The following is a 12,879-nucleotide window of genomic DNA, read 5'->3' on the forward strand; positions in this document are numbered from 1 at the left end:
GTCAGGAGGTGTCCCGCAGGATCACTTCCAGGTGTCGTTCACCGTGTAGCCCGACGCGCCGCCCGTGGTGTAGGAGCGGTTGGTGCCGGACTCCCAGGTCACGTTCCCGGAGGCGTCCTTCTTGACGTACTTGTACGCGAAGGTCGACTCGCGGGGGACGATGACCGTCCTGCTCCACGTCGGGTAGGCGGCGGAGGACAGCGGGATCGCGTCCGCGGTGTTCCAGGAGCCGAGTGAGGGGACGGAGCCGACGACGTAGACGCCGGTGCCCCAGCCGGTGGTGGCGTTCTCGTGGAAGGTGACGTCGGTGGCGTTCGCGTCGGCCAGGTTCCAGGAGCTGTCCACGGTGAGCGCGGAGGTCGTCGTCGACGCGGAGCGGTTGGCGTTGGACTCCCAGGTCACGTTCCCGGAGGCGTCCTTCCTGATGTACTTGAACTCGAACGACGTGTTGACCGGCACGCTCGCCCCGCCCGACCAGACGGGGTAGCCGGCCGACGACAGCGGGACCGCCTCCGCGGTGTTCCAGGAGCCGAGGGCCGGGATCGAGCCCACGACGTAGACGCCGGTCCCGGGGGTGGTCGGGGCGTACTCGTGGAAGGTGGCCGTCACCGTGGACGTGCCGCCTCCGTCACCGCCGCCGCAGGTGGTGCAGGGCGTGAACGCGCCGTCGTAGAAAGCGATCGCGCTCTTCGCGGGGATCGTCAGCGTCGCGTCGCCGCCGGAGACGGTCACGTTCGTCGCGCCGTTGTCGACGACGTTCGCGTAGCGGCCGTCCGCCATGCCCGTCGCGAAGGTGTAGGTCGCCGCGGAGGATCCGTTGTTGAGGGCGACGTAGCCCGCCGTTCCGCGCGCGAAGCCGATGACGTCCGACGACTTCGTCGCCCACCGGGAGACCGCCTGGGAGCCGACCGCGTCGTGCCACTTCACCATGCCGGCGACGGCGGGGTCGCGGTGCAGGCAGTACCAGCCCCGGGAGCAGTCGGTGTCCGTGACGAAGCCGCCCGAGTTCGGCGGGGACTGGTCCGACGAGGAGAACTCGAAGCCCGAGAAGATCGTCGGGGCCGACCATCTCCAGGCCAGCTCGAAGATGTTGGCCAGCCGGTAGGTGCCGCCGTCCTTGTAGGACAGGTGCAGTCCGTTGCGTTCGGTGTCGTGGTTGGTCACGAACGACACCGAGTCGGCGGCCGGCAGGATGCCGGAGGACGACAGGGACGCGAGGTCGCTGACGTTGCCCTGGAAGGCGGACTTGAGCCTGTCCGCGTAGGTGAAGTCCAGGACGTCGCCGGAGGCGTAGTAGTCGCCCGGCTGCGGGGTCGGGCCGGGGTAGACCTCCTGGAACACGTACGGGGCGCCGCCTGCCGCGGTGTTGTCCAGCTTGGCCTCGATGGCCGCGAGATCGGCCTCCGCGATGTGCTTGGCCGCATCGACACGGAAGCCGTCGACGCCGGCCGCCAGGAGCTTGTTGAGGTAGCCGGCGATCCGGCTGCGGACCGAGTCGTCGCCGGTCCTGAGGTCGGGCAGGCCGAGGAGTTCGCAGTTCTGCACCTCGGACAGGTTCGACCAGTCGTCGATGATCCCGTCCTCGTCGGAGCAGTAGCCGTCGCCGGGGTGGTGGTAGTCGGAGTAGTCGTAGTCGGGGGTGTCGTACTTGTCGGTGAGGGTCGTGCCGTCGTAGCCCGTGCCGGTCTGCGCGGAGGTGTGGTTGATGACGGCGTCGACGTACACCCTGACGCCGGCTGCGTGGCAGGCGGACACCATCGAGGTGAACTGGGCCGCTGTCCCGAAGCGGCTGTTCAGGTTGTAGGAGTACGGCTGGTAGACGTCCCACCAGGAGGAGTTCGGCTGCTTCAGCGATTCGGCGGGCGGTGCCACCTGCACCGCGCCGTAGCCGGTCGGGCCGAGCACGTCGGTGCACTCGGCGGCGATGGAGTTCCAGTTCCACTCCCAGAGGTTGGCGATCACATCGCCGGAGGTCGTGGTGTCGGCCTGTGCCGGGGAGGCGGGCAGGGCTATCGCGCCGGCGAGTGCCAGCGCCCCTGCGGCGGTGGCACTCGCGGCACGGCGCAACAGGCCGGTCGATAGGGCGGCCTTGGTCATCTGCGGCTCCAGATGGTGTGGGGAACGAAGCCTGACGACTGGTGAGGGTGCGGTAGTTGATCAAGCAACGTCAAGACACTTGTTGAAAGTTCTTTCTGTGGGTTTCAAGCCTCTTGCTGTAAAGCTTTCGTTGGCGGTACGGTCGCGCGGGCGCCCGGCATCGGAGCCGAGCCGCGGCGTAGGGGTCGGACCCTGTGGGCCTGTTGCAAGGTCCTTTCGAGCCGTTGTCGCAAGGAGTTCACGCCCGTGATACCCAGATGGCAGGCGCCCCCGAGGCGCCGTGTCCCCCAGGCCGGAAGGGTCGCTGCCGTCACCGCCGCAGCCCTCGCCGCCGCCCTGATCCAGCCGGTCGCCGCGCAGGCGTACACGCCGCCCGCACCTCCCTCGGACGCACGACTGGCGGCCCAGCCCACCCGGCACGACGACACGCGCGAACAGTTCTATTTCGTCATGCCGGACCGTTTCGCCGACGGCGACCGGTCCAACGACCGCGGCGGGCTCACCGGTTCGCGCCTGAGCACCGGATACGACCCCACCGACAAGGGCTTCTACCAGGGCGGCGACGTCAAAGGCCTCACCCAGCGCCTCGACTACATCAAGGGCCTCGGGACCACCGCCATCTGGATGGCACCCATCTTCAGGAACCGCCCGGTGCAGGGAACCGGCGACAACGCCTCCGCCGGCTACCACGGCTACTGGATCACCGACTTCACCCAGGTCGACCCGCACTTCGGTACCAACAAGGACCTCAAGTCCCTCATCTCCAAGGCACACGCCAAGGGCATGAAGGTCTTCTTCGACGTCATCACCAACCACACCGCAGACGTCGTCGACTACGACCCCGCCTCCTACGACTACCTCTCCAAGGGAGCCTTCCCCTACCTGACGAAGGACGGCAGGCCCTTCGACGACGCGGACTACGCCGACGGGACCCGCCGCTTCCCCGCCGTGGACGCCGACTCCTTCCCGCGCACCCCGCGGGCCACGAGCCAGGACAAGGTGCCGTCCTGGCTCAACGACCCGACGATGTACCACAACCGGGGTGACTCGACCTACGCCGGTGAGTCCGCCACCCACGGCGACTTCTCCGGTCTCGACGACCTGTGGACCGAGCGCCCCGAGGTCGTCAGGGGCATGGAGAAGATCTACCAGCGCTGGGTGCGCGACTTCGCCGTCGACGGCTTCCGGATCGACACCGTCAAGCACGTCGACATGGAGTTCTGGACCCAGTGGGCCACGGCACTCGACCGGTACGCCGCCCGCCACGGCCGCAAGGACTTCTTCATGTTCGGCGAGGTGTACTCCGCCGACACCTCCGTCACCGCCCCGTACGTCACCCAGGGCCGCCTCGACGCCACGCTCGACTTCCCCTTCCAGGAGGCCGCCCGCCAGTACGCCTCCCAGGGCGGCAGCGCCGCGAAGCTGTCGGCCGTCTTCGGTGACGACTACAAGTACACGACCGACAAGGCCAACGCGTACGAGCAGGTCACCTTCCTCGGCAACCACGACATGGGCCGCTTCGGGTACTTCCTCAAGCAGGACAACCCCGGCGCATCCGACGCCGAACTGCTGAAGAAGGACGAGTTCGCCAACGAGCTGATGTTCCTCAGCCGTGGCAACCCGGTCGTGTACTACGGCGACGAGCAGGGCTTCACCGGCTCCGGCGGCGACAAGGACGCCCGCCAGACGATGTTCGCCTCCCAGGTCGCCGACTACCTCGACGACGACGAGATCGGCACCGACCGTACCCACGCCGACGACGCCTACGACACCGGCGCCCCGCTCTACCGCCGGATCAGCGCCCTCGCCGCGCTGCGCAGGGCCAACCCGGCCCTGACCGACGGCGTCCAGACCGAGCGCTACGCCGCCGACGGACCCGGCGTCTACGCCTTCTCCCGCACGGACGCATGCACCGGCACCGAGTACGTCGTCGCCTTCAACAACGCCGACGGCGCCCGCACCGCCACCTTCGCCACCGGCTCGGCCGGTATGCGCTTCACCGGCATCCACGGCACCGAAGCGACCGTCACCTCCGGCGCCGACCGGAAGATCACCGTCACCGTCCCCGTGTCCTCGGCGATCGTGCTGAAGGCGGCCGGCCCGCTCGCCCCGCCGGCCACGAAGCCGACGATCACCCTCGACGCCCCGGCCGCCGGTGCCACCGGCACCGTGGAGATCGCCGCCGACGTCCACGGCGGCAGCCTCAACCGCGTCGTCTTCGCCGCCCAGACCGGCTCCGGCGCCTGGCGGGTCCTGGGCTCCGCCGACCACGCCCCCTACAAGGTCACCCAGGCCATCGGCGAGGACGTCCCGGCCGGAACCGCCCTGCGCTACAAGGCGGTCGTCGTCGACGCCGCCGGGCACACCGCGCGTGCGACCGCCACGTCCGTCACCGGCACCCCGCCCGCCGAGGAGCCGCCGAGCGCCTCCTCCCGCGACTACGCGGTCGTCCACTACAAGCGCACCGACGGCGACTACGCCGACTGGGGCCTGTACGCCTGGGGCGACCTCGCCGACGGCGAGGCCACCGACTGGCCCGACAGCCACCCCTTCGTCGGCCGGGACGCCTACGGCGCCTTCGCCTACGTCAAGCTGAAGCCCGGCGCCTCGAACGTCGGCTTCCTGGTCATCGACCACCAGGGCAACAAGGACGTCTCCGCGGACCGCAGCATCGACGTCACGAAGACGGGCGAGGTGTGGGTCGAGCAGGGCAAGGCCGACGTCCTCACCGAGCGGCCCGCCTACCCAGCCCCCGACACCACCAAGGCCGTGCTGCACTACCACCGCGCCGACGGGAACTACGACGGCTGGGGCCTGCACGTCTGGACGGGAGCCGCGAACCCCACCGAGTGGTCCGCCCCGCTGAAGCCGGTGCGCACCGACGCCTTCGGCGCCGTCTTCGAGGTGCCGCTCGCCGGTGGCGCGACCAGCCTCAGCTACATCGTCCACAAGGGCGACGAGAAGGACCTCCCCGCCGACCAGTCCCTCGACCTCAAGGCCGACGGCCACGAGGTGTGGCTGCTCGCCGGGCAGGAGACGTACCTGCTGCCGCAGCCGCAGGGCTCCTCCGCGGCGCTCGACCTGACCACCGCCAAGGCGATCTGGATCGACCGCGACACCGTCGCCTGGAACGGCGCGGAGGGCGCCGCCTCCACCCAGCTGCTGTACTCCCACGACGGCTCGATCACCGTCGACGATTCCCGGCTGACCAGCGACGACGAGCGCTGGCTGCGTCTGACGAGGACGACGCTCACCGCCGCCCAGAAGGCGAAGTTCCCGCACCTGAAGGACTACACCGCCTGGTCCGTCGACCCGCGCGACCGCGACCGCGTGCGCCGGGCCCTGCGCGGCCAGATCGTCGCGACCCAGCGCGCCGCGAACGGCGCCGTCCTCTCCGCGACCGGCGTGCAGATCGCCGGCGTCCTGGACGACCTGTACCCGGGGGCGACGAAGGCGAAGCTCGGGCCCGTCTTCCACCACGGCCGCCCCACGCTCTCCGTGTGGGCGCCGACCGCGCAGTCGGTGCGGCTGGAGATCGGCGGCCGCACGGTCGCCATGCGCCGTCACGCCGCCACCGGCGTCTGGTCCGTCACCGGCCCCGCCTCCTGGAAGAACAAGCCCTACCGCTACGTGGTGAAGGTCTGGGCGCCCAGCGTGCGCAAGATCGTCACCAACAGGGTCACCGACCCCTATTCCCTCGCCCTCACCACGGACTCCGAGCGCAGCCTCGTCGTCGACCTGGACGACCGGTCCCTGGCGCCGCGCGGCTGGTCGACGTACCGCAAGCCGCCGGCCGTGCCGCTGAAGGACGCCGAGATCCAGGAACTGCACATCCGGGACTTCTCGGTGGCCGACGGCACCGTACCGGCGCGGGACCGGGGCACCTACCTCGCGTTCACCGACACCGGCAGCGACGGATCGAAGCACCTGCGCGAGCTGGCGCGGGCGGGCACCTCCTACGTCCACCTGCTCCCGGCCTTCGACATCGCGACGATCCCCGAGGACAAGGCCGACCGGGCGACCCCCGGCTGCGACCTCGCCGCCCTGCCCGCGGACTCCGACCGGCAGCAGGAGTGCATCGCGGCCGTCGCCGCCAAGGACGCCTACAACTGGGGCTACGACCCGTACCACTACACGGTCCCCGAGGGCTCCTACGCCACCGACCCCGACGGAACCGCCCGCACGGCCGAGTTCCGCAGGATGGTGAAAGCGCTCAACGACGAGGGCCTGCGCGTCGTCATGGACGTCGTCTACAACCACACGGCCGCCGCCGGGCAGGCGGACACCAGCGTGCTCGACCAGGTCGTGCCCGGCTACTACCAGCGGCTGCTGGCCGACGGTTCGGTGGCGAACAGCACCTGCTGCGCCAACACCGCGACCGAGAACGCGATGATGGGCAAGCTGGTCGTCGACTCGATCGTCACCTGGGCCAGGGAGTACAAGGCCGACGGCTTCCGCTTCGACCTCATGGGCCACCACCCGAAGGCCAACATCCTCGCCGTCCGCAAGGCCCTCGACGCGCTGACCCCGAAGAAGGACGGCGTCGACGGCAAGAAGATCATCCTGTACGGCGAGGGCTGGAACTTCGGCGAGGTCGCGAACGACGCCCGCTTCGAGCAGGCCACGCAGCAGAACATGGCCGGCACCGGCATCGCCACCTTCTCCGACCGGGCCCGCGACGCCGTCCGCGGGGGCGGCCCCTTCGACGCCGACCCCGGCATCCAGGGCTTCGCCTCCGGCCTCTACACCGAGCCCAACACCTCCACCGCCAACGGCACCCCGGCCGAGCAGAAGGCCCGGCTGCTGCACTACCAGGACCTCATCAAGGTCGGGCTCACGGGCAATCTGGCCGGATACCGGTTCACCGACACCAGCGGCAAGGAGGTCACCGGCGCCCAGGTCGACTACAACGGCGCCCCCGCCGGCTACGCGGCGGCCCCCGGCGACGCCCTCGCCTACGCCGACGCCCACGACAACGAGTCGCTCTTCGACGCCCTGACCTACAAGCTGCCCACGTCGGTGAGCGCGGCCGACCGCGCCCGGATGCAGGTCCTGGCCATGGCCACGGCCACCCTGTCGCAGGGCCCGGCACTCTCCCAGGCCGGCTCCGACCTGCTGCGCTCGAAGTCCCTCGACCGCAACTCCTACGACAGCGGTGACTGGTTCAACGCCATCCACTGGAACTGCGCCGACGGCAACGGCTTCGGCCGGGGCCTGCCCATGGCCGCCGACAACGCCTCCAAGTGGCCGTACGCCAAGCCGCTGCTCACCGGCGTCTCCGTCGGCTGCCCGCAGATCGAAGGCGCCTCGGCCGCCTACCGGGACCTGCTGCGGATCCGCTCCACCGAGCCGGCCTTCTCCCTCGGCACGGCCGGGCTGGTGCAGCGGCAGCTCTCCTTCCCGCTGTCCGGCCAGGACGAGACGCCCGGCGTCATCACCATGCGCCTGGGCGACCTGGTGGTCGTGTTCAACGCGACGCCGCAGCGGCAGGAGCAGCGGATCGGTTCCCTGGCGGGTACGCCGTTCCGCCTGCACCCGGTGCAGGCGGCGGGCTCGGACTCCGTCGTGGCGACGTCGTCCTACGCCCGGGGCTCGGGCACGTTCACCGTCCCGGCCCGCACGGTGGCCGTCTTCACCCGCGCCGGCTGACCGAGCGGAACGGGGCCGCCGAGACCGGAGAGGTCCGCCCGTGGACCTCTCCGGTCACGGCACCAGGGTGCCGGTGTCCCCATGTGAACCAGGTGCAGGAGCACCCGTGCCGCAGATCACCGTCGACTACTCCACCCGGCTCGACTTCCTGCACGCCTCCGTCGAGGTGCGCGAACCCGACCCGTCCTACCGGAAGTTCCGGCGCTGAGCCGTCCGGCGTGGTCAGCCGGCCAGCGTGGTCAGCCGGGCCACCAGGTCGACGAACGGGCCGTCGGCCGTCTCGTCCTGCAGGATACGGTGCAGCAGGGCGGCCATCTCCGTGTCGTAGGCAGCGCTCACGGCGGCCAGCGCGGCGAAGTCGTGCACGAGCTGCCGCTCCAGCTCGGCCCGCGGGATGCGCCGGCCGTCCAGCCAGATCAGTGCCGTCGACTCGGCGAGCGAGATCCACGAGCGCACCACCAGCTCCAGTTGCGGGGACGGTTCCCGCACGCCCAGATGCGACAGGATCTGGTCGTGGGCGGCCTGCCGCACCGCGTCGATGAGGGCGTTGGTGGTCGAGGAGCCGACCGCCGGGCCGCCCCGCATCAGTGCCGAGAAACCGGGGCCGTGCTCGTCCACGAAGTCGAAGTAGCGGCCCATCACCCGTAGCAGCCGCGCGCCCAGCGGGCCCTCGTGCGGTTCCGCGAAGCGCGCGGCGAGATCGTCCGAGGCTCGCTTCAACGCTGCTTCGTACAGGCTGAGTTTGCCGGGAAAATAGTGGTAGACCAGTGGGCGCGAGATGCCCGCGGCAGACGCTATCTCGTCGATGGAGACCTCGTCGGGCGAGCGGCGGCTGAACAGTTCGAGGGCGACGCCGATCAACTGCTGCCGCCGCTCCTCGACTCCCATTCTGCGGCGAACCCCGGTAGTCATGCGAACACCTTACCGATCGGATCCGGCCGCGAACGGGCCCGGACTGCCTCGGATGTTCACATGTCGAGCACCAGACGGTCACATCGCGCGCGTGAGACACAGATCAGCATCGAGTCGTCGCGCTCCGCGTCCGTCAGCAACTCGTCCCGGTGGTCGACCTCGCCCTCCAGCACCCGCTGCTGGCAGGTCCCGCAGAAGCCCTGCGCGCACGAGTAGGCGGTGTCCGGCAGTTCGGCGCGGACCGCGTCCAGGACGGTGGAGTCGGCCGGCACGGTCACCACCCGGCCGCTGCGCCGCAACTCGACCTCGAAGGCGACGTCGCCGCCGGCCGCGGCGCGGGGCGCGAACCGCTCCAGGTGGACCTGCGGCACCCGCTCCTTCACCGCGGCCATCAGCCCCTCGGGCCCGCAGCAGTAGACGGCCGCGCCCTCCGGCAGGTCGCCGAGCCACGCCGCCAGGTCCGGCCGCCCGGACTCGTCCCCGGCGACGAGGGTGACCCGGCCCCGGCCCGCGTCCAGCTTCTCGATCTCCTCCAGGAACGGCATGGACGCCCGCGTACGGCCGCCGTACAGCAGCCGCCACTCGGCGTCCCGCTCCGCGAGGGACCGCAGCATCGGCAGGACGGGCGTGATGCCGATGCCGCCGGCGACGAAGACGTACGACGGCGCCTGGACGAGCGGGAAGCGGTTGCGTGGACCGCGCACCTGGAGGTCCGTGCCCGGCCGCACCTGCTCGTGCACCTCGCGGGAGCCTCCCCGGCCGTCCTGCACCAGCCGCGTGGCGACCGTGTACGAGGAAGAGTCCTCCGGGTCGCCGCACAGCGAGTACTGCCGCACCAGCCCCGAGGGCAGCACCAGGTCCAGGTGTGCGCCGGGCTCCCAGCGCGGCAGGTCGTGCCCCTCCAGGCGCAGGTGCACCACGCCGTCGGCGATCTCCTCGTGCGCGCTCACCGTCACCGTCAGCGCCCGCGACCGCGGCCGGCCGCTGATCGGCTCCGCGAGCGCGGGCATCGGCCACAGCGGCGAGGCCTGGATCCGGTGCCGCAGCGCCCTTCGGGCCAGCAGCGCGGCACCCGCGACGACCACGGCGGTCCGCAGTCTCGGCATCACGCGGCTCCCTTTTCGGCGGCGACCGCGGCGACCGCGGCGGGCGAGGAGGCCAGGTAGGCCACCGCCTGCTCGGTGGAGCCCTCCTGGGAAGGGTGGTACGTGCGGCTGAGATAGGCGGGGACGGACTTCAGCATCGCTCCCGTCGACGGCAGCAGGCCCCGCCGGCCGCGCAGGTGGAAGTCCCGGAAGGAGGCCCTGCCGTCGATCAGGGTCGGGTCGTTCTCCATGAAGAAGCGTGCACCGCGCTGCCACAGGAACACCAGCGTCGTGAACGCGGTCGCCCAGGTCCGCGCCCGCCGCCGGTAGCTGCCGTCGATGTGCTGGAACAGGTCGAAGGCGACCGAGCGGTGCTCGACCTCCTCCGCGCCGTGCCAGCGCAGCAGGTCCAGCATGACCGGGTCGGCACCGCGCCGGTCCAGTTCCTCGGCGTTGAGCACCCAGTCGCCCAGGAAGGCGGTGTAGTGCTCGATCGCCGCGATCAGCGCCACCCGCTCCTTCAGCCACCAGCGGGTGGCCCGCCCGGGCGGCAGTGTGCGGTCGCCCAGCAGCTTCTCGAACATCCAGTCCACCTGCGCGGTGTACGGCGTCGGGTCAAGCCCCTGCTCCCGCAGGTGCGGCAGGACCTCGTCGTGGGCCTGGGAGTGCATCGCCTCCTGCCCGATGAAGCCGATGACGTCCTCGCGCAGCCGCTCGTCCCGGATGTACGGCAGGACCTGCTTGTAGACGTGCACGAACCACCGCTCGCCCGCGGGGAGCAGCAGATGCAGCACGTTGATGGTGTGCGCGGTGAACGGATCACCGGGCACCCAGTGCAGCGGGGTGTCCTCCCAGGAGAAGGACACCTTCCGCGCCTTGAGCGCGATCCGCTCGGTCTCGACCGGCTGGGGCCCGCGGACGGCGGCCTGCTTGTTAGACATGGCGTCAATGTACTGACGGGTAGACGGGAGCGGAACCCCTCCCGCGCCACCTTGTTGACACAGCTGTCAGCGAGCCCCGCGCGGTGGCACCAGAGGTACACGCCGTGCTGTCCGAGACGGCCGGTGCGGAGGACGACCCGCGGCCGGACGGCCGGCTCACCCGAGGCCGCTGATCGACCGCCCGTCCTTCAGCGTGCCCTCCAGCTTCGCCTGCGCCCCCTCCTCGGCCCGCACCGCCAGCACGGGCCCTCGCGCGGATCCGCTCACGCCGCCCTCCGCCCGCACCGACGCCACGTCCCGGCTGCCCGCGGCGAGCAGATACCAGGAACCCGTCCCCGACTTCCACAGCACCCCGGCCAGCGCATGCGGATCGCGCGGACCGCACGCCGGCCCGTCCTGCGACATCGCCGCGACCGCGCCGTACGTCCCGCCCGGCGTGCGGAACTGAGCCAGCGCGCGGGAACCGCCACCGCGCCAGGTCTCCGCCCGCGTGCACACCCAGTCGGCGGTGCCTGCGGCATCCGGCAGCGACTGCTCGGCGAACGCCCACGCGTTCACCGACCGCACCCCCTGCGACCGCACCGTACCCAGCGAGCAGGCGTACGGGGCCCAGGCGTGCAGCGCCTTCGACCCGGACACGTCCCGCGCCGTGCCCGGGCTGCCCGACGTGAGCCGGGCCGGGACGAGTTCACCGAGGTCGGACAGCAGACGCGTGCCGGTGCCGTCGGTCAGCCGCAGCACGTTCCACGAGGTGCAGGCGCCCGTCCGGGTGGCCGGACTGGCCAGCGGCGCGGTGATCCCGTCGGTCAGCGTGAGGTCCATCGCTCCCGCACCCGGCTTCAGCAGATCCCGCTCGGCGGCCGTCTTCACCCACGGCGCGGTCAGGAAGCGGACGTTGCCGTCGGCCCGGTCCAGGACGATCGCCGACGCCTCGGCGTCGGCCGCCCCGTCCACCCGGGCGAAGTCGAGGGCCGCGCCGGCCGTGCCGTCCTTCGGCTCGGCGTAGCGCACGATGCGCAGCCCGTCGTAGAGGATCACCACGCGCGCGTTGTCGACGGCACCGGCGTACAGCAGTTGCGGTGGACCGGCCGGGCCGCCGGTCGGGGTGCCGGTGGTGAAGGAGACGCGGACCTTCTCACCCGGCCGGGCCCACACCGCCAGGGCACGGCGCAGCAGCGCGCTGTCGCCGGCCAGGCCGCCACGCGCGGGCCACACCGAGAAGCCGGTGCGGGCGGCCGACTTCCACGCGGCCGGGGAGACGCGGACCACCCGGCCGGGGTCCAGGGCCGCCTCGGCGGCCGGGTTCTGCGCGTACACCGGGGCGGCGGCCCCGTCCGGGCCCCAGCCGCCGCCGGGCAGCACGACCAGCGCCCCGCACACCGCGACGGCCGCCGCGGCGGCGAGCGCGGCCTTGGTGTGCTGGCGCCGCCGCATCAGATCGGTGGGCCGCGCCTGGAGCGTGCACGCGTCGAACTCGGGGGAGGCCAGCAACGCGTACCGCTCCTCCGCGCCGTCCGCCTCCCGCAGCGCGGCGGCCGCGTCCGCGACCCCGGCGGAGGTGAGGATCCGCCGTACGTCGCCGTCGGCGAGCTTCTCCAGACCGCGCAGCACGTACGCCGCACGCGCCGGGCCGGACAGCGCCGACAGCTCCTGCTCCAGGGCCAGTTCGTCAGCACCGCCCGAGCGCGGGAACAGCTTCAGCCCCCACACCCGGGGCAGCGGCGACGGCAGCTGCGAACGCCGGGGCCAGACCCGGCGCCGGAGCGGCAGCCCCGACTCCAGCACCGCCCGCAGCACCCGACCGCGCAGGAAGGCGTAGCCGGGGTCGCCGTCCCGGCCGGTGGACTGGGCGGGGATCGCCGGCGTCGAGGAGCGGCCCCGGGGCAGCGCGCGCTGCACGAGCGCGTGCGCGGTCAGCACACGCCGGCTCCGGCCCGGGCCGGAGGGCAGCACCAGGTAGGCGAGCCGGACGAGGCGCGGGTAGTGCTCGACGAGCGCGGCCTCGGCCTGTTCGACGTCGACGACCGGGTCGGAGGTGGGAGCGGGGTGAGGGGCGACATCCTGTGACTGCACGCCCAGTGGAACGAGCGACCCGGAGGATGGTCACCGCCGTCCGGGTGGCTCGGTCCTCCGCGCGGTCCCGCGGCCCGTCCACCGGCTCGACGAGCGCCCTCGCCCACTGCGCCAACGACAGC

At 71.7% G+C, this 12,879-nt stretch carries 6 protein-coding genes; 1 reads left to right on the forward strand and 5 read right to left on the reverse strand.

Annotated elements, in window-relative coordinates; all coding sequences use genetic code 11:
* Positions 1 to 21 precede the first annotated feature (21 nt).
* Entirely contained in the window at positions 22 to 2,097 is a 2,076-nt protein-coding gene (locus tag I3F54_RS17775; protein ID WP_240119788.1) for a carbohydrate-binding module family 20 domain-containing protein, read from the reverse strand.
* Between the two features lie 246 nt (positions 2,098 to 2,343).
* Between I3F54_RS17775 and pulA the strand changes: the two genes are divergently transcribed.
* The gene (gene pulA, locus I3F54_RS17780; protein ID WP_240119789.1) at positions 2,344 to 7,746 is read left to right on the forward strand and encodes a pullulanase-type alpha-1,6-glucosidase; all 5,403 of its coding nucleotides are present in this window, start codon (positions 2,344 to 2,346) and stop codon (positions 7,744 to 7,746) included.
* A gap of 222 nt (positions 7,747 to 7,968) precedes the next feature.
* Here the strand turns inward: pulA and I3F54_RS17785 are convergent, their stop codons facing one another.
* The 4 genes from I3F54_RS17785 to I3F54_RS17800 all read right to left on the reverse strand — a co-directional run bounded on the left by I3F54_RS17785 (position 7,969) and on the right by I3F54_RS17800 (position 12,757).
* Positions 7,969 to 8,658 (reverse strand): TetR/AcrR family transcriptional regulator, encoded by a 690-nt coding sequence (locus I3F54_RS17785; protein WP_240119790.1) that lies wholly within the window; start codon positions 8,656 to 8,658, stop codon positions 7,969 to 7,971.
* Positions 8,659 to 8,714: 56 nt separating this feature from the next.
* On the reverse strand, positions 8,715 to 9,764 hold the full coding sequence (locus tag I3F54_RS17790; protein WP_240119791.1) for a PDR/VanB family oxidoreductase: 1,050 nt from the start codon (positions 9,762 to 9,764) through the stop codon (positions 8,715 to 8,717).
* A complete protein-coding gene (locus tag I3F54_RS17795; RefSeq protein ID WP_240119792.1) occupies positions 9,764 to 10,684 on the reverse strand; it encodes a metal-dependent hydrolase in 921 nt (306 codons plus the stop codon). The genes I3F54_RS17790 and I3F54_RS17795 overlap by 1 nt, the downstream gene beginning before the upstream one ends.
* A 156-nt stretch (positions 10,685 to 10,840) precedes the next feature.
* Positions 10,841 to 12,757 carry a hypothetical protein gene (locus I3F54_RS17800; protein WP_240119793.1) on the reverse strand — a complete coding sequence of 639 codons (1,917 nt, stop codon included), beginning with the start codon at positions 12,755 to 12,757 and terminating at the stop codon, positions 10,841 to 10,843.
* Between the last annotated feature and the right edge of the window lie 122 nt (positions 12,758 to 12,879).

This window comes from Streptomyces sp. MUM 2J, from assembly GCF_022414535.1.
Taxonomy (GTDB): Bacteria; Actinomycetota; Actinomycetes; order Streptomycetales; family Streptomycetaceae; genus Streptomyces.

Coding starts and splice junctions, on each gene's coding strand:
- I3F54_RS17775 (WP_240119788.1), bottom strand. CDS start 2,097: ATGACCAAGGCCGCCCTATCGACCGGCCTGTTGCGCCGTGCCGCGAGT.
- I3F54_RS17785 (WP_240119790.1), bottom strand. CDS start 8,658: ATGACTACCGGGGTTCGCCGCAGAATGGGAGTCGAGGAGCGGCGGCAG.
- I3F54_RS17790 (WP_240119791.1), bottom strand. CDS start 9,764: ATGCCGAGACTGCGGACCGCCGTGGTCGTCGCGGGTGCCGCGCTGCTG.
- I3F54_RS17795 (WP_240119792.1), bottom strand. CDS start 10,684: ATGTCTAACAAGCAGGCCGCCGTCCGCGGGCCCCAGCCGGTCGAGACC.